Origin of the sequence: Ideonella sp. A 288, assembly GCF_002198735.1 — a bacterium.
Taxonomy (GTDB): domain Bacteria; phylum Pseudomonadota; class Gammaproteobacteria; order Burkholderiales; family Burkholderiaceae_C; genus Pseudaquabacterium.
Window position 1 is genome coordinate 1 of the sequence record NZ_MWLO01000088.1, and the last position, 21,659, is coordinate 21,659.

Sequence of the window (21,659 nt, forward strand, 5' to 3'; positions counted from 1 at the left end):
TGGGCCGCCAGCCCGATCGGCGGTGGGAAGTCGGCGCGCAGCGCCGACCGCCGGAGGTCGCGTGCTGAGGCCTGCCCGGCCGCGGCTTTGCCGCCTCAGCGCCTCAACGGCACCACACCGTCCAGCCGCTCAGCACTCAAAACGTCCGCAACGAGCCCAATGCACCCGTCAGCGCGACGCGCCAGGAGACGAACGCACTTCAGCCCACTCCGTCGAACACGATCACCGAGCGGGCCAGTTCGCCACGCTGCAGTTCGGCAAAGCCTTCGTTGATCTGTGCCAGCGCGATGCGCTGCGAGATCATCTGGTCGAGGTGCAGGCGGCCCTGCAGGTACAGGTCGACCAGCCGAGGCATGTCGACGGTGAAGCGGTTCGAGCCCATCAGCGAACCCTGGATGCGCTTCTCGGCCAGGAAGTCGGTGCCGCGCAGTTCGATGTTGACGCCCGGCGGGATCATGCCGATGACATTGGCCGTGCCGCCGCGGCGCAGCATGCGCCAGGCCTGCTCCACCGTGGCCTTCAGGCCGATGGCCTCGAAGCTGTGGTGCACGCCGCCGGCGGTGAGCTCCTGCACCTGCGCCACGGCGTCGCCCTGGCTGGCGTCGATGGTGTCGGTGGCCCCGAAGGCGCGCGCCATCGCCAGTTTTCCGGGCAGGCGGTCGACCGCGATGATGCGGCCGGCCCCGGCGATGAGCGCGCCGTTGATCACCGACAGCCCGATGCCGCCGCAGCCGATGACAGCCACCGTGTCGCCGGGCCGCACGTTGGACGTGTGGGTGACGGCGCCGTAGCCGGTCATCACCGCGCAGCCAATGAGCGCGGCGCGGTCGAGCGGCATGTCGCGCCGCACCGCCACGCAGGCGTGTTCGTGCACCAGCATCTGCTCGGCGAAGGCGGACAGGCCCAGCAACTGGGTGACGGGCTTGTCGGCGTGCGACAGCCTCGGCTCGTCGTCGGTGGCGCGCTTCGTCTCGCCGCTGATGCAGCGCGACAGGTGGCCGGTGACGCAGTGCTCGCAATGGCCGCAGAACACCGACAGGCAGGTGATGACGTGGTCGCCCGGCTTCACGGTGCGCACTTCGGGGCCCACCTGCTCGACGATGCCGGCGGCCTCGTGGCCCGGGATGAAGGGCAGGGCCGCCGGGTAGGTGCCGTCGATGAAGTGCAGGTCGGAGTGGCACAGGCCGACGGCGGCCGTGCGGATCAGCACCTCGCGGGAGCGCGGCTTGTCGATGCGCACCTCCTCGATCGACAGGGGCTGGCGGGTCTGGCGCAGGACGGCGGCTTTCATGGGCGGCTCGTGGGTGGTGGGGTGGGGATCAGGCCGATGCCGCGTCGGCGGCCTGGTGGGCGTTCAAGGCGCGCCGGGCGTCGAGGTCCTTGGCCCAGTCCTCGTCGGCCTGCAGCTTGGCGCCGAGGTCGGTGTCGGCGAACTGCATCACGCCCATGTCCTGGTAGGCCGCGCGCACCTTCGGGCCCCACAGGCCGATGTCCTTCACGGTGGGCACGATGCGCGAGAACAGCTGAGCGCGGAAGATGCGCTGGTTCTCGGAGATCATCGCGGCCTCCACGCACTCGGCCACCGGGAAGCCCAGGTGCTCCCACATCTCTCGTGCGTCGAAGCGGTCTCGCATCAGGTAGCAGCCCTCGACCAGGAATTCTTCGCGCTCGGCGCGCTCGTGGTCGGTGAGCTCCTTGTAGAAGTCCTGCAGCGCGATGCGGCCGAAGGCCACGTGGCGCGCCTCGTCCTGCATCACGTAGGCGTTGACGGCCACGGCCAGCGGGTTCTTGCTGTAGTCGCGCAGGCGCTGGAAGGCGGCCAGCGCCAGGCCCTCGATCAGCACCTGCATGCACAGGTAGACGAAGTCCCAGCGGCTGTCGGACAGGCCCTGCTCCAGCAGCGTCTTCAGCGGCGTGGTCATCGGGTAGGCCAGCTCGAACTTCTCGTGCAGCAGGCGCGAGTAGCTCTCGACGTGGCGGGCCTCGTCCATCACCTGCGTGGCGGCGTAGAACTTGGCGTCCATGTCGGGCGCCATCTGCACGATGCGGGCGGTGGCGATCAGCGCGCCCTGCTCGCCGTGCATCAGCTGCGAGACGTTCCAGGCCTGGGCGTGGCGGCGCACGTGGGCCTTCTGCTTGTTGTCGAGCTTGTTCCACAGCTCGGTGCCATGGATCGAGATCATGCGGTCGTCCAGCTGCATCGGGTTCTCGGGGTCGAGGTCGGTGCTCCAGTCGATGCGCGTGGCCTGGTCCCACTGGTCGCGCTTGGCCTTGTCGTACAGGCGCAGCAGCCTGTCGCGCGGCTCGTCGTATTCCCACGAGAAGCCGGTCTCGGTCTGGCCCTGGAAGCGCCAGCCGGTCTGGTCCACCGGCAGGGCGTAGCGGCGCATCGTGCTCATGGCGAATCTCCTCGCGCGGTGGCGGTCGGGCCAGTGTGAACGCCGGGCCAGGGGCGCGCAAGCTGCGGTTCCCCCGGGGTGCGCGCGTCCCCTTGGCGACACGGGTGTGCCCGGAGGCGTCTCGCGAGGCGCTGCGACATACTGGCCCGACAGCTTGCCACCCCCATCGATCAGCGCCCAGGAGCCCGAATGAAACTCGTCATCGCGCAGATGAAGCACGAGACCAACACGTACTCGCCGGTGCCCACGCCGCTGTCGCGCTTCGCCGTGGGTGGCGGCGAGCCGCCGGAGGGCGCTGCCGCCTACGCCGCCTACAAGGGCACCGGCTCGGCGATCGGCGCCTTCATCGACCTGGCCGAGGCAGCAGGAGCCGAGATCGACATCGCCATCGCCGCCAGCGCCTGGCCCAGCGGCCTGGTGCACGACGCCGCCTTCGAGCACATCGCCGGCCGCATCTGCGCCGCGGTGGCCCGTGGCTGCGATGCTGTGCTGCTCGATCTGCACGGCGCGATGGTGACGCAGTCGCACGAGGACGGCGAAGGCGAACTGCTGCGCCGCGTGCGCGCCATGGCCCCCGAAGTGCCCATCGGCGTGGCGCTGGACATGCACACCAACTTCTACCCCGCCATCGCCGAGCATGCCACCGCCATCGCCGGCTACCAGACCTACCCGCACGTCGACATGTACGAGACCGGCCAGCGTGCCGGCCGTGCCGTGCTGGCGCTGCTGGCCGGCCGCGCCAAACCGGCCATGGCCTGGGGCAATCGACCGATGCTGCCGCATGTGATGCGCCAGGGCAGCGACGATTCGCCCAACCGCGAGATCCAGGCGCGCTGCCGCGAGATGGAGGCGCAGGGCGCGATGTCGGCGTCGGTGTTCGTCGGCTTCCCCAATGCCGACATCCACAATGCCGGCCTGTCGGCGGTGGTGGTCACCGACGGCGACGCGGCGCTGGCCCGCCGCTGGTGCGACGAACTGCTGGACATGGCCTGGGGCCGGCGCGCCGACTTCGTCTACCGACTCGAGCCGCTGGCCGACTCGCTGGCCCGTGCCCGCACGCTGGCCGACAGCGCGCCGGGCACCGGCCCGGTGGTGCTGCTCGACCACAGCGACAACTGCGCCTCCGGCGGCACCATGGACACGATGACGGTGCTGGGCGGCATCCTCGACGCCGGACTGGATGACGTGGCCGCCTTTGCCGTGTTCGACCCCGCCGCGGTGCAGCAGATGATCGCCGCGGGCGTCGGCGCGCAGGTCACGCTGCCGCTGGGCGGCAAGCTCGACATGCCGTCGATCGGCCTGACGGGCCAGCCGCGCACCGTGACCGGGCGGGTGCGGCTGATCTGCGATGGCCGCTACCGCAACCGTGGCCCGATGGCCCGCGGCGAGGCCAACGACATGGGGCCCACCGTGGTGCTGGACACCGGCAAGGTCGAGATCGTGGTCATCTCCAACCATGTGGAGCCGCACGATCTGGCGGCCTTCGTGGCGGTGGGCATCGACCCCGCCGCCAAGCGCTATCTGATGCTCAAGAGCCGCGTGCACTGGCGCGCCGGCCTGCGCCCGCTGGCCCGCGCGGTGGTCGAATGCGCCGGCACGGGCGTGTGCACCTCGGACTACGCGATGCTCGATTTCAAGCACGTGCGTCGGCCGATCTACCCCCTCGATCCGTTGTGACCTTCGTGCCGCGATCGGCCCGGTGTCCTGCAGGTGACACCGGTTCCCGGCAGAATCGCGCCCAGACCGACCGAACGGAGCCGTCCCGATGACCCTGAACACCCCGACCTTGCCCGCCGCCCTGGCCCTTTGCTTCGGCCTGGCCGCCAGCGCGGCGCAGGCCGCCGATCCCGTCGCCAAGCTGGTGCCCGCGCAGAGCGAGGTGGTCTTCACCATCAAGCAGATGGGCGTGCCGGTCGAGGGCAAGTTCAAGAAGTTCGACGCGCAGGTCAGCTTCGATGCCAAGAAGCCCGAGGCCGGCAAGGTGGGCTTCACCATCGACATCGGCAGCGCCACCATGGGGTCGGCCGAGGCCGACGCCGAGTTGCCCAAGCCGGTGTGGTTCGGCACGGCCAAGTTCCCGCAGGCCACCTTCCAGTCGGCCGCGATCAAGGCCGTCGGCGGCGCCCGCTACGAGGTGACCGGTAAGCTCGGCATCAAGGGCAACCTGAAGGACGTGGTGGTGCCGGTCACCATCGCCGCGCCGACGGCGGCCGGCGGCCCGTCGATCGCCAGCGGCGCCTTCACGATCAAGCGGCTTGAATTCAAGGTCGGCGAGAACGAGTGGGCCGACACCTCGATGGTGGCCAACGACGTGCAGGTGCGCTTCAAGCTGGCCCTCACCGGCCTGGGTGCCCCATGAGGCCCCTTGCCCTGGCCGCCGCGCTGACCCTGGCCGCCTCCGGTGCGGCCGCGCAGAGCACCAAGTACGTGATCGACCCGACCCACACCTTCGTCATGTACGAGATGGGCCACTACGCCACCACCACCAACCGCGGGCGCTTCAGCACCAAGGACGGCTCGGTGGTGCTCGACCGCGCGGCCAAGACCGGCAAGATCGACATCACCATGGACATCACCACGGTGAACACCGGTGTCGACCTGCTAAACCGGCACGTGCAGAGCAAGGAATTCTTCAACGTTGCCGAGCACCCGACCGGCCGCTTCGTCAGCGACAAGCTCGATTTCGCCGGCGACAAGGTGACGGCGGTGCACGGGTCGCTGACCATGATGGGCAAGACCCAACCGGTCACCCTGAAGGCGATGCGCTTCAACTGCTACGACAGCCCCATGCTCAAGCGCCAGGTGTGCGGCGGCGACTTCGAGACCACCGTGCAGCGCAGCCTGTGGGGCCTGACCTGGGGCCTGGCCTTCGGCTTCGAGGACAGCGTGCGGCTGGTGGTGCAGGTCGAGGGCGTGAACGTCGGGCCGCCTTGAGGTCGATGCGGCGGCTCCACGCGACCGGGCGCGAGCCCGGTGTCGCTCCGCAGCAGCCCCGACCCGTCGCGAGCAGGCGCCGCGGTCGGGCCCGCCGCGGAAACCTCAGATTGGCACGCCGTTGACGGTGGCGGTGCGCAGGTCGGCGCTGGCCTCGCCGGCGCTGTCATTGATGCGCACCGGGATGCCCGTGCCAACGTGGTACCACGAGGTGGTGGAGGCCTGCGACCCTTCCGCCCGCTCGACGTAGCGGCAGGTGTCGTAGGTCTTGCCGAGCACGCTGATCGACTCGCGTGCCACGAAGGTGTAGACCGTGGTGCTCGAGAAGCGCGTGGCCGGCCCGGCGGGCTGGGTGGGCGTGGTCGTGCCGCTGACGGTCTGTGTGAGCACCCCACCGCGCGCCAGCGTGAACTCCTTGTTGAGCACCGGCGGGTCGTAGACGCTGCGGCTCGCGGCGGTGACCAGGCCGTTCAGGGTGGCGGTGCCTTCGTCGCCCAGCGTGCGCACCAGGCCGCCGTCGGCGGCCTGCACGAAGCTCCGGTCCGACGAGGTCAAGGTGCCGATGCCCGTGAGATTGCCGGTGAGCGTGGAACTGATCTGCACGGCGCTCTGGCCGTTGTACGTGGTCGGTCCGTCGACCCGCGAGTCCATCACCTGGGTGCCGGAGGTCAGGCCGGTGAACTCGTACTCGGCGCGAACGCGCGTGCCGGTCACCAGCGAGGTGGTGGACAGCGGCTGGCATTCGTTCAGCGTGGTGCCGCCGCCGATGTCGCAGGAGCCGGGGTAGACGCTGCAACGGTCGGCACGCACCAGCGACTCGTAGTTGGCGATGATGCCGAAGCTGACCAACTGCTGGTTGGTGAACACCCCCAGGCCGTAGATGCCGCCAGCCGAGGTGATGCCCAGGTTGTTGCCGTTGCGGTAAGTGCGCACCGTGTAGCGCACCCCCAGGTAGTCGAGCGTGACGTTGGCAGGGCCCTTGGGGAAGAGATCGGGGTACTGCCATTCGGCCCAGTCGAGCGCCGCGGTGGCATCGACCGGGTCGTTCGGGCCCAGCGCCAGCGCCGTGCGGCGTGTGTCGGCCACGCGGGTGCCCGCCACCAGGGCGGTCAGCCGGGCCGCGGGGCCCTTGGCCGGACGGGCGGTGGCCACGGCCAGGGTGCGCTGCTGCACCGTGTCGGCCGGCGTGGTGGCGATGGTGGCCACGAAGGCCGAACTGGCGGCGGGGCCGGGTTCACCGCCGCCGCAGGCGGCCAGCACCACGCCCGACAGGGTGATGGCAAACCATTTTGAAATCTCGCGTCGCATGATGCTCTTTCCCTGTGGGCTGTGATCGATCGATGTTAGGCCCGCCACCCAGGGGCGTCAAACGCAACGCCCCGGCTACAGCAGGCTCTCCGGCGTGATCGGTGCCAGCAGTTCCAGCATCAGCCGGTCGAGCAGGCTCGAGTCGGGCTCGTCGCGCAACACCTGGTCGGCGCTGCCGTCGTTGTCGCGGTCGTTGCTGAGCCATTCGAGGCGGCCGTCCGCGCCCATGCGCAGGCGGTAGGCGCCCTGCTGCTTGAGCACGTCGATGAGCTTGAGCACCTGTTGCGCCAGTTCGGGGCTGTCGATGAACAGGCCGATCTCGGTGTTGTGCAGCTTGGAGCGCGGGTCGAAGTTCATCGAGCCGACGTAGAGCAAGCGGCGGTCGACCACGGCCGTTTTCATGTGCAGCCGGCCGACGGCGCGGTTGAACACGCCCAGGCGGATGCTGCGCCGCGCGCGGTCGGTGCTGAGCTCGTGCAGGTCCACCCCCAGGCTCAGCATGTCGGGCCGGTAGCGGCGGTAGCCGGTGTGCACCAGCGGCTCGTCGGTGGCGGCCAGCGAGTTGGTGACCAGGCTCACCTTGACCTCGCGGGCGCGCACCTCGCGCAGGTTGTCCAGGCCGGCTTCGCCGGGGATCAGGTAGGGCGAGGCCAGCACCACCTCGCTGCGGGCCCGCCGGATGGTCTCGGCCACGTTGTAGCGCACGCTGTCCACGTCCTGCAGCGGCACGCCGCCGTACGACGCGGTCTTGCCGATGACGCGGTCGGGCGAATCGGCGCGCGCCTCGACGCGGGCCCAGGTCAGGTTGAGCCGGCCGGCGTCCAGGTCTTCGGCGATCGGGGCGTAGCCGAGCAGGTCGTTGGGGGCCGGTGGCGCCGGTGGCGGCGTGGTGGCCGGCGAGGTGAGTTCCTCGAAGCGCTGCCGCAACTGGTCGGCCGTGAGCGTGGTCGTCGCCACCGCCTGCACCGGCAGGATGTGCGGGCTGTTCCAGTACTGGTCGAACAGGGCCTGCAGGCGCGGCACCACCGCGCCGGTGACGAAGGTGTCGAGGTCGATGAAGTTGGCGCCATCCTTGCGGCCGAAGTACTGGCTACCGATGTTGCGGCCACCGGCCACCGCCATCGCGCCGTCGGCCACGAACAGCTTGTTGTGCATGCGCCGGTTGACGCGGTCGAAGTCGAGCAGCGAGAAGAGGAAGCGCGTCGACAGCCGGCTGCGGCCGGCCGGGAAGGGGTTGAACAACCGCAGCTCGATGTTGGGGTGCGCGGCCAGCGCCAGCAGCAGTTCGTCGTCGCCGGTGGTGTAGAAGTCGTCCATCAGCAGGCGCACGCGCACGCCGCGTTGCGCGGCGTCGCGCAATGCGCGCAGCAGGTAGCGGCCGATCTCGTCGTTTTCGATCTGGTAGTACTGCACGTCCAGCGACTGCTGGGCCCGCCGCGCCAGTTGCAGGCGCGCATCGAGCGCGAAGCCGCCGTCGGGCATCAGCCGGAAGCCGCTCAGGTCGGGGTCGGGCAGGGCGCTGGCGGCCAACTGGCCCAGCGGCGTGGCGGGGCTGGCCGGCATGGCGGTGGACGGCGGCCCCTGGCGGCCGGGTGGCAGCACGGCACAACCGGTGGCCAGCAGCGACAGGCTCAGCCAGAGGGCCAGCCGCCGCAGCACGTGGGTCACAGGATGGGGCAGGTGGGGCATGGCGACGGCGAGTATAGGAAGCGCCTGCCGCACCGTCGGAATGCGGTATGTCGGCGATGACGCGCGTGGGGTCGCTGTGCGTCGGCGCGCCGCCGGCCTGCGCTGGTGCAGATCGCTGCGGTGCGGATTTCGTCACGCCGTCATCGACTTTCGGGAAGAATGGCGCCGCCGGGGCCTTGACATGCCCCGGATTCATTCCTGAGGAGCCTTGCATGAAGAAGTCAGTCGTCCGCTGGATTGCCGTGCTCGCGGCCGTGGTGGGTGTGGGTACGGTGTCCGCGGCCCAGGCCCAGCCGAACTACCCCGACAAGCCGGTGCGTTTCGTCGTGCCGTACCCGCCGGGTGGCGGCACCGATGTCATCGCGCGCATCGTGCAGGGCAAGTTCCAGTCGGTGCTGGGCCAGAGCATCGTCATCGAGAACAAGGGCGGCGCCGGCGGTTCGGTGGGCACCGAGATGGCCGCCAAGTCGGCAGCCGACGGCTACACGGTGCTGTTCACGCTGAGCTCGCACACCATCAACCCGGCGATCTACCCGAAGCTGGGCTTCGACACCGTCAAGGATTTCGAGCCGGTGGGCACCGTGGCCTCGCTGCCGCAGATCCTGGTGGCGCACCCGTCGGCGCCGTACAACACCGTGGCCGAGTTGGTGGCGGCGGCCAAGGCCAAGCCCGGCACGCTGTCGTACGCGTCGGTGGGCAACGGCTCGCCCGGGCACCTGGCCGGCGAACTGATGAAGCTGAAGACCGGCACCCAGATGACCCACATCCCCTACCGCGGCGGCGGCCCGGCCGTCACCGACGTGATGGGCGGCCAGGTGCCGCTGCTGTGGGTGTCCATTCCCGCGGCGGCCCAGCATGTCAAGGCGGGCAAGCTCAAGGCGCTGGCGGTGTCCACGCTGAAGCGCAGCGCCGCCTTCCCCGACGTGCCGACCATGGCCGAGGCCGGCGTGGCCGATTTCGAGGTGGACAGCTGGTACGCGATGTTCGTGCCGGCGCACACGCCCAAGGCCGTGGTCGAGCGGCTGAACAAGGCGCTCAACGAGGTGGTGGCCGACCCCGACGTGAAGTCGCGCCTGCTGGCGCAGGGCAGCGAAGGCGTGGGCGGCCTGCCCGAGACGCTGGGCAAGACGGTGGTGCAGGAGCTCGGCAAGTGGGCCAAGCTGGCCAAGGACGCCAACATCAAGGTCGATTGACATGAAACGACCCCAAGCTCACTGCGTTCGCGGCCCCCGAGGGGCGCGTCAGTTCCTTCGGACGGCCGGGCAGAACTGACATGAGCGACCCGAACGAGGTCCGATCGATGGTCGGCGCACTGGTCGAGCGCGCCCGCGCCGCGCAGCGCATCGCCGACGGCCACGACCAGGCCCGCACCGACGAGCTCGTCGCCGCGGCCGGCTGGGCCATCATGGAGCCCGGGCGCAACCGCGCGCTGGCCGAGCTGGCGGTGGCCGACACAGGCATCGGCGTCGTCGACGACAAGGTGCGGAAGAACCACCGCAAGACGCTGGGCCTGCTGCGCGACCTGCTGGGTGCGAAGTCGGTGGGCGTGATCGCCGAGCACCCCGACACCGGCATCGTCGAGATCGCGCGGCCGGTGGGCGTGGTGTGCGCCGTCACGCCGTCCACCAACCCGGCGGCCACACCGGCCAACAAGATCATCAACGCGCTGAAGGGCCGCAACGCGGTGATCGTTGCCCCTTCGCCCAAGGGCTGGACCACCTGCGCGCGCTTGGTCGAGCACATCCACGCCGAGTTCGACCGCATCGGTGCGCCGCGCGATCTGGTGCAGCTGCTGCCGTCGCCGGTGACCAAGGCCAGCACCGCCGAGCTGATGCGCCAGTGCGACCTGGTGGTGGCCACCGGCTCGCAGGCCAACGTGCGCGCGGCGGCCACCTGCGGCACGCCGGCCTTTGGCGTGGGCGCCGGCAACGTGGCCGGCATCGTCGATGAGAGCGCCGACCCGGCTGCCGCGGCCGAGCGCATCCTGCGCAGCAAGACCTTCGACAACGCCACCAGCTGCTCGTCCGAGAACAGCCTGGTGCTGGTGGCGGCCATCCGCGACGCGATGGTCGACGCGCTGCGCGCGCAGGGTGCGGTGCTGGTCGACGGCCGCCACAAGTCCGCGCTGCAGGCGCTGATGTGGCCCGATGGCAAGCTCTCGCCGGCGGCCATCGGCCAGTCGGCACGCACGGTGGCAGAGCGCGCCGGCCTGGCCGACGTGGCGGCGCAGAATCCGCGCCTGCTGCTGGTCGAGGAAAGCGGCTTCGGCGCCGACTTCCCGTTCTCGGGCGAGAAGCTCAGCCCGGTGCTGGCCCTCTACACCGTGCCCGACTTCGCCGCGGCGGCAGAGACCGTGCGGCGCATCTACGCGTACCAGGGCGCCGGCCACTCGGTGGGGCTGCACAGTGCGCACGCCGACCGTGCCCTGTGGCTCGGGTTGAACCTGCCGGTGACGCGCGTGATCGTCAACCAGGCGCATGCCATCGCCACCGGCGGCAGCTTCGACAACGGCCTGCCGTTCTCGCTGTCGATGGGCTGCGGCACCTGGGGCGGCAACAACTTCTCCGACAACATGAACTACCGCCACTACCTCAACATCACGCGCATCTCTCGGCCCATCCCCGAGCGCGTGCCCACCGAGCGCGAGATCTTCGGCGCCTACTTCGACAAGTACGGGCCGCGATGACCGGAGTCGACACCGTCCACGCGCTCATCGAGCGCGCCGCGAGGCAGTGGCCCCAGGCGGTCTATGCGATGGACGGCGATGGCGGCCACGCGCTGGATTTCGCCACGCTGGCCCGGCGCTGCCGCGAGGTCGGGGCCTGGCTGGCTCACCTGGGCGCATCGCGTGGCGACACCGTGTCGCTGGTCATGCCCAACGGCCCGGCCACGCTGCAGTTGCTGCTGGGCGCGATGCACGGCGGCTTCGCGGTCAACCCGGTGAACCTGCTGTCGCAGCCCGAGCAGATGCGCTACGTGCTGGGCCATTCCGACTGCCGCGTGGTGTTCGCCAGCCCCGAGTGGACCGAGCCCGTGCGCGAGGCGCTGGCCACGATCGAGCGGCCGGTGACGCTGGTCACCGTGGCGCCCGAGTCCGCCGTGCTGCCGCTGCCCGCCGTGCTGGACCTGGCCGAGCCCTCGGCCCCCGAGGCCGACGCGATGGCCCTGCTGATGTACACCTCGGGCACCACCGGCGTGCCCAAGGGCGTGATGCTCAGCCAGGCCAACCTGGCTGCCAACGCCCGGGCCATCAGTGACGAGCACGGCCTCGGCCCCGGTGACCGCGTGCTGGCGGTGCTGCCGCTGTACCACATCAACGCCTTCGCGGTGACGATGCTGGCGCCGCTGGCCCACGGCGGCAGCCTGGCGATGCCGCCGCGCTTCTCGGCCGCGCGCTTCTGGCCGCAGGCGGTCGAGCGCGGCTGCACCTGGATCAACGTCGTGCCGACGATGATCTCTTACCTGCTCGAAGGCGAGGTGCCGCCGCGCGAATTGCTGGCGCGCATCCGCTTCTGCCGCTCGGCCTCGTCGGCGCTGCCGCCCGAGCACCTGCGCGCCTTCGAGGCCCGCTTCGGCATCGGCGTCATCGAGACCATGGGCCTGACCGAGACCGTGGCACCGTCGTTCTCGAACCCGCTCGATCCGGCGCAGCGCAAGCTCGGCTCGGTCGGACGTGCCTCGGGCTGCGAGGCGCGGGTGATCGATGCGCAAGGGGCCCCGGTGCCCGACGGCACCACCGGCGAGATCGCCATCCGCGGCTCCAACGTGATGCGTGGCTATTACAAGAACGACGCGTCCACCGCGGCCGCCTTCACGCCCGACGGCTGGCTGCGCACCGGCGACCTGGGGCACCGCGATGCCGACGGCTTCTTCTTCGTCACCGGGCGCATCAAGGAGCTGATCATCAAGGGCGGCGAGAACATCGCGCCGCGCGAGATCGACGAGGTGCTGCTGCGTCACCCGGCGGTGCTCGAGGCGGCGGTGGTGGGCGTGCCCGACCGCCACTACGGGCAGGAGATCCTGGCCTGCATCGTGCTGCGCGAGGGTGCCACGCCCGACGAGGACAGGCTGCGCGCCTTCTGCGAGCAGCACCTGGGCCGCTACAAGACGCCGAAGGCCTTCCGCTTCGTGCGCGAGCTGCCGCGCGGGCCCTCGGGCAAGGTGCAGCGCCTCAAGCTGCTCGACATCGCGGGCTGAGCGGTTCGCGGCGCGGTGCCGCGCGGCGTGCAGGCGGCGTGCGGGCGGCGCCATGCCGCGGCGGGGCGTGCACACCCTTCAGGTGCATCCGTGGGCACGCGGGGCTTGACCGGTGCACGGAACACGGACATCCCTTGCGCCACGGCGCCCCGGCATGGGGATGGGCCGGACCCATCCCCGGGCATGGGCCTTGCTGACTGCACACATCGAGGGCTCCGCGTCGATCCGCGTGGCGCGGCCCCGTGCACCAGCCCCACCACCGGAGACCCTCGCATGACGCCGATCCGCCGCAAGTTCCTCACCCGCGCCGCCCTCGGTGGCAGCGTGCTGGGCGCTCCCGCCCTGGTGGCCGCGCAGGCCAAGACCCCCTTCAACTGGAAGATGACCAGCGCCTACCCCAAGGGCGCGCCGTTCTACATGGACGGCCCGGGCAGCGCCACCGACCTGGCCCGTCGCATCAAGGACATGTCGGACGGTCGCCTGAACATCCAGGTGTTCGGCGCGGGCGAGCTGGTGCCGGCCTTCGAGGGCTTCGACGCGGTGCGCGCTGGCACGGTCGAGATGAACCATGCCAACAGCTACTTCTGGACCGGCAAGACCTTCGCCGCGCAGTACTTCACCGCGGTGCCCTTCGGCATGAACTTCCAGGGCATGAACGGCTGGTTCTACGACGGCGGCGGCATCGACCTGTGGAACGAGGTCTACGAGCCCTTCGGCATGGTGGCCATGCCCTGCGGCAACACCGGCGTGCAGATGACCGGCTGGTTCAAGAAGGAGATCGCCACGGTCGCCGACTTCAAGGGCCTGAAGATGCGCATCCCCGGCCTGGCGGGCAAGGTCTACGCCAAGCTCGGCGTCGACGTGAAGGTGCTGCCCGGCGGCGAGATCTTCCCGGCGCTGGAGCGTGGCGTCATCGACGCGGCCGAGTTCGTCGGCCCGTTCCAGGACCGCCGCCTGGGCCTGCACAAGGCGGCCAAGTACTACTACACCAGCGGCTGGCACGAGCCGGCGACGGTGTCCGAACTGCTGATCAACAAGGCCGCGTGGCAGAAGCTGCCGAAGGACCTGCAGGCCATCGTCTCCAACGCCGCGGCGGCCTGCAACGTCATCAGCGAGGGCTGGTGTCAGAAGGCCAATGCCGATGCGATGGAAGACCTGATCAAGAACCAGAAGGTCATCGCGCGGCCGCTGCCCGACGCCGTGATCGCGGCCTTGCGCCAGGAGACCGAGAAGGTGCTGGCCGAGGCCGTGGCGGCCGACCCGCTGACGAAGAAGGTGCACACCTCGTACATGGCCTTCAAGGCCAAGTACGACCGCTGGTCCGAGGTCAGCGAAGAGGCTTACCACACCAAGATCCGTGGCTGACATGGCGGTCGCGATGCGGGCGATCGAGGGGCTGATCGACCGCATCGGCCGCCTCACGCTGTGGGTGGCGCTGGCCATGATCGGCCTGGTCACCACCAACGTGCTGCTGCGCTATTCGATGAGCCTGGGCTCGGTGTGGGCGCAGGAGCTCGAATGGCACCTGCTGGCGGCGCTGATCCTGCTGGGCATGAGCCACGCGCTGCAGCGCGGCGACAACGTGCGGGTCGACCTGTTCTATGCCGGCTACTCGCCGCGCACCAAGTTCGCCGTCGACGTGGTGTCGATCGTGCTCACCCTGATCGTCGCGCTGGTCTTCGTCAAGCTGTCGCTGGCCTACGTGGCGCAGGCCTGGTCCATCGGCGAGAAGTCGCCCGACCCCGGCGGCATCCCGATGCGCTGGGTCGTCAAGGGCCTGATCCCGCTGGGCTATGCGTTGCTGGCGCTGCAGTCGGTGGGGGCGCTGCTGCGCCTGCTGCACTTCCGCCGGCAGGCCGTGGGCGACGGCGATGTTTGAGCCACAGACCTACGCCATCCTCATGCTGGTGGCGTTCTTCGCGCTGCTGATGATCGGCGTGCCGGTGGCCATCACGCTGGCCACCGTGGGCTTCGTCTTCGGCTGGCTGGGCTTCGGCGAATCGCTGTTCAACCTGCTGCCGGCGCGGCTGTTCGGCATCGTCGCGGGCTACCAGTGGATGGCCATCCCGTTGTTCGTCTTCATGGGCGTGATGCTCGAGAAATCCCGCCTCGCCGACGACCTGCTCGACGTGATGGGCCACATCGCCGGCGGCGTGCGCGGCGGCATGGGCGTGGGCATCATCCTGTTCGGCGTGCTGATGGGTGCGACCACCGGCATCGTCGGCGCCACCGTCATCACGCTGGGCCTGCTGACGCTGCCCACGCTCATCCGCCGCGGCTACGACAAGGGCATCGCCTGCGGCGCCATCTGCGCCTCGGGCACGCTGGGCCAGATCATCCCGCCCAGCCTGATCCTGATCCTGCTGTCCGACATCATGCAGCTGTCGGTGGGCACGCTGTTCGCGGCGGCGGTGGGCCCGGGCATGCTGCTGGCCACCGTGTACATCGTCTTCCTGCTGCTGCTGGGCTGGTGGAAACCGCACCTGATGCCGCCGATCCCGTTGGCAGAGCGCGACCAGGTCAGCCGCCGCCAGCTGTGGGTGCGCTTCTGGAAGGTGGTGGTGCCGCCGATCATGCTGGTGGTGTCGGTGCTGGGCTCCATCGTCGGCGGCGTGGCCGCGCCCACCGAGGCGGCGTCGATGGGCGCCGTCGGCGCGGTGCTGATCACCGTGCTGTCGGGCCGCTTCCGCTTCGAGGTGCTCAAGCAGGTGGCACTGGACACCAGCAAGATCACCGCGATGATGATGTTCATCCTGATGATGGCGCAGGTGTTCGCGCTGTCGTTCCGCGGCCTGCACGGCGAGGACCTGATCACCCGCATGTTCGACTGGCTGCCGGGCGGCGTGAACACCGACATCTGGTTCATGATGGCGCTGATCTTCGTGCTCGGTTTCTTCATCGAGTGGATCGAGATCAGCTACATCGCCGTGCCGCTGTTCCTGCCGGTGCTGGTGGCGCAGGGGGTCGACCCGGTGTGGCTGGCGATGCTGATCACGGTGAACCTGCAGTCATCCTTCCTCACGCCGCCGTTCGGCTGGGCGCTGTTCTACCTGAAGGGCGTGGCCCCGCCAGAGGTCGGCATTCGCGACATCTACCGCGGAGTGGTACCGTTCATCGCCATGCAGGCCGTGACACTCGCGCTGGTGTTCCTGTACCCGTCCATCGCCCTCTGGCTTCCCAAGGTGATCGGCTGGTAGCGGCCTTGTCGACCCTGCGAGGACCGCACCGATGCTGAACACCCTCACTGCCCTCGGCGGCATGCACGTCGCCCCCCACCACCTGGCGGCCCAGGCCGGCCGCGACGTGCTGCGCGACGGCGGCAACGCGGTCGAGGCCATGGTGGCCGCGGCCGCCGCCATCGCCGTGGTCTACCCGCACATGAACGCCATCGGCGGCGACGGCTTCTGGCTGATCCACGAGCCCGGCCGGCCGCCGGTGGCCATCGACGCCTGCGGCTTCGCGGCCGCCCTGGCCGACCGCGGGTTCTACGCCGGCCTGGACGCCATCCCGGCGCGCGGCCCCCAGGCGGCGCTCACCGTGGCCGGCACCGTGGGCGGCTGGGCCAAGGCGCTCGAGGTGGCGGCGCCGTGGGGCCGGCCGCTGCCGTTGCCGCGCCTGCTGGCCGACGCCATCCGCCACGCCCGCGACGGCGTCGCGGTGACGCGCAGCCAGTCCGAGCTGACGCGGCAGAAGCTCGACGGCCTGAAGGCGGCGCCGGGCTTTGCCGAGACCTTCCTGGTCGATGGCGCGCCGCCCGCGGTGGGCCACGTGCTGAAGCAGCCGGCCCTCGGCGAGACACTGGCCACGCTGGCCACGCGGGGCCTGGACGACTTCTACCGCGGCCAGGTCGCCGAGCGCCTCGGCGCCGAACTGCAGCGCGTCGGCAGCCCGGTGCGCGCCGCCGACCTCGCCCGCTACCGGGCGCAGGCGGTGGACCCGCTGGCGGTGCGCCTGGGCGACTGCAGCGTCTACAACCTGCCGCCGCCCACGCAGGGCCTGGCCGCGCTGATGATCCTGGGGCTGTTCGAACGCCTGGGCGTGGCGCAGGGCGAGGGCTTCGACCATGTGCACGGCCTGGTCGAGGCCACCAAGCAGGCCTTCCTGGTGCGCGACCGGGTGGTCACCGACCCGCAGCGCCTGCCCGCCGACCCGCGGCAGTTCCTCGAGCCGGCGGCGCTCGATGCGCTGGCGGCACGGATCGACCGCCGGCAGGCGCTGCCCTGGCCGCAGCCCGCCGCGCCCGGCGACACCATCTGGATGGGCGCCATCGACCGCGAGGGCCGCGCCGTCAGCTTCATCCAGAGCGTCTACTGGGAGTTCGGCTCGGGCGTGGTGCTGCGCGACACCGGCATCACCTGGCAGAACCGCGGCACCAGTTTCTCGCTCGACCCGCGGGCCCTGAACGCGCTGCAGCCGGGTCGCAAGCCCTTCCACACGCTGAACCCGTCGATGGCGCTGTTCGACGACGGCCGGGTGATGCCCTACGGCACCATGGGCGGCGAAGGCCAGCCGCAGACCCAGGCCGCCGTGTTCACGCGCTATGCCCGCTTCGGCCAGACGGTGCAACAGGCCGTCACGGCACCGCGCTGGCTGCTGGGCCGCACCTGGGGCGACGTGAGCACGTCGCTGAAGCTGGAGAACCGCTTCGACCCCGGCCTGGTGCAGGCGCTGCGCGCCGCGGGCCACGCCGTCGAAGCGCTCGACGACGCCTTCAGCGACACCATGGGCCACGCCGGCGCCCTGGTGCGCCACCCGAACGGGTTGATCGAGGGCGCGGCCGATCCGCGCAGCGACGGGGTGGTGGCGGGCGTCTGAGCGCCCCGAGGCCGGCCGACGCCGGACGGGTCGGCGTACCTACTTGCGCAGCGCCGCGCCTTCGACCAGCACGGAGTACGAGTAGCCCGAGCCGAAGCTGACGTTGGCCCGCACCGTGCCGGTGGCGCTGACCACGTCACCGACGCGGGCCTGGTCGAGCGTCAGCACCAGCAGGTCGTTGCTGCCGTCGGCCTCCGAGCCGGTGCCGTCGCGCAGGTGCACGAAGTTCTTGCCCATGATGCCGCCGTTGAACTTCACCACCGTGCCGCGCACCACCACCGTCTTGCCGGCGAGCGCGGCGGGTTGGGTGGCGACCTCGGCCACCGTCTTGGCGTCGGGGCCTTCGGCCTTGGTCACGCTGGCCGCGGCGGGGGCCGCCGGGGCGGCCTTCGGCGCCGCTGCAGCGGTGGGCGTGGGCGCCGCCATGGGGGCCGCCGCCACCATGCCTGCCGGGCCGTCGATCGTGCCGAAGACGATGCGGTCGAAGCGGCGCTTCAGCGTCCTGCTTTCGAAGTCGTGCATCGTCATCGGGTCGCCGATGGTGACGGTGGCGCCGATGCTCACGGTCGAGGCGGGTACCGCGGCCCAGGTTTCGCCGGCCGCGGTCTTCAGCCGCAGGTAGGTGTAGTCGCCGGCGGTCTGCACCTCGAGCACCTGGCCCGACACGCGGGTGGGTTCAGGCGATGGGGCCGCACCGGCGGCGCCGGCAAGCAGGCCGCAGACCAGGGCGACGAGGGCGGTGGCGGTTTTCATCGAGCGGGCTCCAGGGGCAAGGCCACCATCATCGGCGATGGCCGCCGCCGCGGCATTGACCCAGCCCCGGTGTCGTGGCAGTCAGGTCGCCGCGCGCCACGAGTGTTGGGGCTCGTAACCGATCAGGCGCTGTGCCAGCGCGTTGGACTGCAAGGTTTCGAATTCGCCCAGCGGCCGTGTCACCGGCACCTGCGGGAAGCATTCGGCCATCAGGTCGCGGCTGGGCCGCGCCATCACCGTGTCGGCCGCCGCGATGATGCAGTGCTCGGCGCCCCCGCCATCGGCCTCGACGCCCAGGCGGCAGGCCCGTGCCACGTCGCGGCTGTCGACGTAGCTCCACAGGTTCCACTGGCGGATCCTTGCGTCGTGCTGCCAGCCGGCGAACATCGGGTACTCGCGCGGCTCGATCAGGTTGGAGATGCGCAGGCCCAGGAACGAGGTGCCCGGGTTCCAGCGGTGCATCTGCCGTGCCATCTCTTCGGCCATGCCCTTGGCCAGCGCGTAGCCGTTCTCGGGCAGCATCGGGTGCGCCTCGGTGATCGGCGCGAAGGCCGGGGCCACGCGCGTGAAGGGCAGGCCGAACAGCGTCTCGCTCGAGGCCCACACCACGCGCGGCACGCCCAGCAGGGTGGCCGCGCTGAACACGTTGTAGGTGCTCATCAGGTTGTTCTGGAAGGTGGTGGCGTCCGGCGCCAGCCCGGGCGCCGGGATGGCGGCCAGGTGCACCACCGCGTCGGCCAGTTCGAAGCCGCGCCGCCGCTCCACCGTGCCGGCGGCACGCCTCAGGGCGTCGATGGCCTGGCCCATGTCGTTGAGGTCGGCCTGCAGGAAGTGGCACAGCGGCTCGGCCGGGGGCACGCGGTCGACGTTGAGCACACGGTGGCCGTGCTCGACCAGTTCACGCACCACGGCGCGGCCAGCTTTGCCGCTGCCGCCGGTGACGACGATGTTCTTCATGCGCTGCTCCGCCGTTCGATGGCGCCGGCTTCGGGCAGGCGCAGGCGGTGGATCTTCCCATGCGCCGGCCGCATGGCGGCCGACGCAGGGGCTGCGCGATCAGCGGGCCGGCTTCAAGGGCACGCCCAGCATGCTCCAGTTGCGGCCGTACCTCAGCGTCTCGCAGATGTTGGCCACCGGGGCGCCCGGGCCGACCATGCCGGTGCCGTAGACATCGCTGGAGCCGATGAACCAGCCGGCCTCGCTGAGGCCGTTCCAGGCCATCGAATGCCCGCTCGTCGCGGTGCTCACCCCGCCGGCATCCCCGCTGGCCGCCAGCACGCTGGCCACCAGCGGTGCCGACTCATTGGCCAGCGTCAGGCAGGCCTGGCTGGTGCTGCCCGTGTTCCAGCGCAGGGTACCGAAGGGCGTGGTCTGGTGGGCGCCGATGATGTTCATCGCGCCGCCGACCGCATCATCCCAGTAGGACAGGTTCGCGGACACCGTGGCGGTGCCGGCAGGAGGCGCCTTCAGGTACCACAGCTCGGCGCGGGTGTTGTTGTTGTAGGCGTAGCCGAGCCGGCTGAGGGCGCGGCCGGCGTAGCTGACGCTGTTGACCGTGTTGTTGTAGTACTGCAGCGAGATGCCGACCAGCAGCAAGCGGTCGTTCTGCGTGCCCACGGTGTGAGTCCACGACACGTTCCCGGACCAGGGCGAGTTCTTGCTGCTGGCGCCGGCCAGCGTCAGGCCGCCGTCGAACAGGAATTTCGCCTTGGCCCAGGCCTCCTGGCCGGCCAGGTTGCCCAGTGTCTGGCCCACCGTGTTGTCGTCGGAGAAGTGGATGCCGGCATACAGGCGGGACAGACCGGCGTCGGTGACCGCAGCGGTGAAGGTGGGGTAGGTCAGCACGGTGGGCCCGACCGGCACGCCGGGCTCGACGCGGCCGAAGTTGGCGGGAATGGTGGTATGGAAGTTGAAGCTGTCGCTGCCGGTGAAGTTGCGCAGCACGGTGGCGCTGGCGGCCGAGAAGGTCGAGTGCCCGGACACCCAGCCGGGGAACGAGGGCGTGAGGTTGCTGCCGGGGTTGTAAGGGGTCCAGGTGCCGGCGTCGATCATCTGAATGGCCATGCCGGGCCCGCCCCAGGCAAACACCTGCTGGCCGCCTCGCAGGCGGCGCACCACGGTGATCGGCCGCACGCCATCGAACTTGCGCTTGAGGTGCCAGGCCACGATGCCGGCGTCGAACGATGCGTTCTGCATCGCGAAGAACATCTTCACGTCCTTGTCGATCGTGTTCAGGTCGCGCCGTGACACGTGTTGCGCGAACAACGACCAGTGGCCGGGCGGCAGTTCCGATTCCGGGCCGTCGGCCCAGTACTCGACGATCAGCTTCTTCCGCGGATCCAGGGTGCTGGCGATGGCGAGGATCTCGTCCATGTCGGCCTGCAGCAGCGCCGCGCTCTGCTGCGCCTTCGGCCCGGCCACGGTGTCGGATCGGCTGTCGTACTGGCTGGCCGAGCTCAGAGCGAACGGCGTCACGCGCTCCCAGTGGGGCGCGACGAAGCGTTGGACGACCCCGGTGTCGCCGGTCAGCGGTTGCCAGCGGTTGACGTCCGTGGCGTTGGTGTTGCAGGTGTCGGTGGTCGCCGGCAGGCAGAACGGCATCGGCGCATTCACCGGCGCATAGCCGGTGTAGTCGGCGTAGGCGCCAGCGGCCAGGTCACCGTACTGATTGGAGCCGTCGTAGCGGCGGTTGGCGATCACCGCGTGGGCGGCCGCGTTGCCGATGCCTTGCGGTGTGGTGGTCAGCGTACTGGTGTCCAGCGGGTCGTAGCCCAGGCCGCGCATCACCGCGTCCAGGCGCGCGCTGCCGGCCGGGAACAGGTTGTTCAGGCAGCGGTGGGCCGCGAAGCTGATGGCCTTGGCCTTGTTGGCGTCGGTGTGCTCGGCACTCGGCCGGCGCGGCGTGGCCACGACCGAGCCGATGGCCTTCGCGTCGTAGGACGTCCAGGCGTCGTACATGCAGGTGTGCGCGATGGCCAGCGCACGCGCCACCACCGGCGGGCCCAGGCGGCTGAGTCGCACCTCCTGCAGCGCGGCCTGGTTCCAGGTGACCACCACGGTGTCGGCTTTCGCCGCGATGCTGGTCAGGAGCGACGCGACGAGCGCGACGGCGAGGGGGGTGCGGACCATGGTGTTCACGCTGCTGCGGGGAGGCCGCTGCTGGCGCCGAGTGACAACTTGTGTCCAGGGTAGCGACGCGCGAGACGCTCATTCATCCCGGGATTCGGGGGGGACATGGCGCCCACGCGACGAATCGAGCGTTGCGTCCCCGCGGATCGGGGGGTGCGGCCGCCGCGCCGACGCCCGCCAGGCGGGCAGGACGGCTGTCAGTGCTCCCGCTCGCCGGGCGGCCGGCAGGCCGTGGGGTCGGCCCAGGCCAGCCAGCCCAGGGCGATGACGACCGAGATGGCGACGTACCACGCCGGTTCGCCGGTGAGGGCATGGCCGATGGCACCGATGAGGGCGCCGGTGCCCGCGCACAGCAGCAACCAGGTCAACCGGCGCAGGAACCCGCCCGGGGTGCGGGGCGAGGTCGGGTCGGCGGGCGGTGGGGCCATCGGCGCC

Annotated in this window: 18 protein-coding genes; 10 read left to right on the plus strand and 8 right to left on the minus strand. The window is 70.5% G+C overall.

The window, feature by feature from the left end:
• Positions 1-199 precede the first annotated feature (199 nt).
• Positions 200-1,291: a Zn-dependent alcohol dehydrogenase gene (locus tag EOINJALH_RS07665; protein ID WP_088279761.1), complete on the minus strand. Its 1,092-nt coding sequence runs from the start codon at positions 1,289-1,291 to the stop codon at positions 200-202.
• Positions 1,292-1,319: 28 nt separating this feature from the next.
• Positions 1,320-2,399: a ferritin-like domain-containing protein gene (locus tag EOINJALH_RS07670; RefSeq protein ID WP_088279762.1), complete on the minus strand. Its 1,080-nt coding sequence runs from the start codon at positions 2,397-2,399 to the stop codon at positions 1,320-1,322.
• Between the two features lie 189 nt (positions 2,400-2,588).
• On the opposite strand from EOINJALH_RS07670, the gene EOINJALH_RS07675 reads away from it, so the two are divergent.
• The 3 genes from EOINJALH_RS07675 (at position 2,589) to EOINJALH_RS07685 (ending at position 5,333) form a co-directional block, all read left to right on the plus strand.
• Positions 2,589-4,076: a M81 family metallopeptidase gene (locus EOINJALH_RS07675; RefSeq protein WP_088279763.1), complete on the plus strand. Its 1,488-nt coding sequence runs from the start codon at positions 2,589-2,591 to the stop codon at positions 4,074-4,076.
• Between the two features lie 88 nt (positions 4,077-4,164).
• Positions 4,165-4,758, plus strand: coding sequence for a YceI family protein (locus tag EOINJALH_RS07680; RefSeq protein WP_088279764.1), 594 nt, complete (start codon positions 4,165-4,167; stop codon positions 4,756-4,758).
• A complete protein-coding gene (locus EOINJALH_RS07685) occupies positions 4,755-5,333 on the plus strand; it encodes a YceI family protein (protein ID WP_088279765.1) in 579 nt (192 codons plus the stop codon). The genes EOINJALH_RS07680 and EOINJALH_RS07685 overlap by 4 nt, the downstream gene beginning before the upstream one ends.
• 105 nt (positions 5,334-5,438) lie before the next feature.
• Here the strand turns inward: EOINJALH_RS07685 and EOINJALH_RS07690 are convergent, their stop codons facing one another.
• Together EOINJALH_RS07690 and EOINJALH_RS07695 are read right to left on the minus strand one after the other, a co-directional pair.
• The gene (locus tag EOINJALH_RS07690; protein WP_088279766.1) at positions 5,439-6,641 is read right to left on the minus strand and encodes a hypothetical protein; all 1,203 of its coding nucleotides are present in this window, start codon (positions 6,639-6,641) and stop codon (positions 5,439-5,441) included.
• A 75-nt stretch (positions 6,642-6,716) separates the two neighbouring features.
• Positions 6,717-8,330, minus strand: coding sequence for a phospholipase D family protein (locus EOINJALH_RS07695; RefSeq protein ID WP_088279767.1), 1,614 nt, complete (start codon positions 8,328-8,330; stop codon positions 6,717-6,719).
• A 212-nt stretch (positions 8,331-8,542) separates the two neighbouring features.
• Between EOINJALH_RS07695 and EOINJALH_RS07700 the strand changes: the two genes are divergently transcribed.
• The 7 genes from EOINJALH_RS07700 to EOINJALH_RS07730 all read left to right on the plus strand — a co-directional run bounded on the left by EOINJALH_RS07700 (position 8,543) and on the right by EOINJALH_RS07730 (position 17,342).
• Complete coding sequence (locus tag EOINJALH_RS07700) at positions 8,543-9,523, plus strand: tripartite tricarboxylate transporter substrate binding protein (RefSeq protein WP_088279768.1); 981 nt, start codon at positions 8,543-8,545, stop codon at positions 9,521-9,523.
• Between the two features lie 80 nt (positions 9,524-9,603).
• Positions 9,604-11,016 carry an acylating sulfoacetaldehyde dehydrogenase gene (gene sauS / locus EOINJALH_RS07705; RefSeq protein ID WP_088279769.1) on the plus strand — a complete coding sequence of 471 codons (1,413 nt, stop codon included), beginning with the start codon at positions 9,604-9,606 and terminating at the stop codon, positions 11,014-11,016.
• Complete coding sequence (locus EOINJALH_RS07710) at positions 11,013-12,527, plus strand: AMP-binding protein (protein ID WP_088279770.1); 1,515 nt, start codon at positions 11,013-11,015, stop codon at positions 12,525-12,527. Before sauS ends, EOINJALH_RS07710 begins: the two co-directional genes overlap by 4 nt.
• A 273-nt stretch (positions 12,528-12,800) precedes the next feature.
• Positions 12,801-13,892 carry a TRAP transporter substrate-binding protein gene (locus EOINJALH_RS07715; RefSeq protein ID WP_199873203.1) on the plus strand — a complete coding sequence of 364 codons (1,092 nt, stop codon included), beginning with the start codon at positions 12,801-12,803 and terminating at the stop codon, positions 13,890-13,892.
• Position 13,893: 1 nt separating this feature from the next.
• Positions 13,894-14,406, plus strand: a complete 513-nt coding sequence (locus tag EOINJALH_RS07720) for a TRAP transporter small permease subunit (RefSeq protein ID WP_088279771.1) — start codon at positions 13,894-13,896, stop codon at positions 14,404-14,406.
• Positions 14,399-15,724, plus strand: coding sequence for a TRAP transporter large permease subunit (locus tag EOINJALH_RS07725; protein WP_088279772.1), 1,326 nt, complete (start codon positions 14,399-14,401; stop codon positions 15,722-15,724). The genes EOINJALH_RS07720 and EOINJALH_RS07725 overlap by 8 nt, the downstream gene beginning before the upstream one ends.
• Before the next feature lie 31 nt (positions 15,725-15,755).
• Positions 15,756-17,342, plus strand: coding sequence for a gamma-glutamyltransferase family protein (locus EOINJALH_RS07730; protein WP_088279773.1), 1,587 nt, complete (start codon positions 15,756-15,758; stop codon positions 17,340-17,342).
• 39 nt (positions 17,343-17,381) lie between these two features.
• Here EOINJALH_RS07730 and EOINJALH_RS07735 read toward each other — a convergent pair whose 3' ends face one another.
• From EOINJALH_RS07735 to EOINJALH_RS07750, 4 genes are all read right to left on the minus strand, one after another.
• The gene (locus tag EOINJALH_RS07735; protein ID WP_144289913.1) at positions 17,382-18,095 is read right to left on the minus strand and encodes a nucleotide-binding protein; all 714 of its coding nucleotides are present in this window, start codon (positions 18,093-18,095) and stop codon (positions 17,382-17,384) included.
• A gap of 81 nt (positions 18,096-18,176) precedes the next feature.
• Positions 18,177-19,052, minus strand: coding sequence for an NAD(P)-dependent oxidoreductase (locus EOINJALH_RS07740; protein WP_088279774.1), 876 nt, complete (start codon positions 19,050-19,052; stop codon positions 18,177-18,179).
• A 99-nt stretch (positions 19,053-19,151) separates the two neighbouring features.
• Positions 19,152-21,224: a vanadium-dependent haloperoxidase gene (locus EOINJALH_RS07745; protein ID WP_144289914.1), complete on the minus strand. Its 2,073-nt coding sequence runs from the start codon at positions 21,222-21,224 to the stop codon at positions 19,152-19,154.
• Between the two features lie 197 nt (positions 21,225-21,421).
• On the minus strand, positions 21,422-21,652 hold the full coding sequence (locus EOINJALH_RS07750) for a hypothetical protein (protein WP_088279776.1): 231 nt from the start codon (positions 21,650-21,652) through the stop codon (positions 21,422-21,424).
• Positions 21,653-21,659 lie beyond the last annotated feature (7 nt).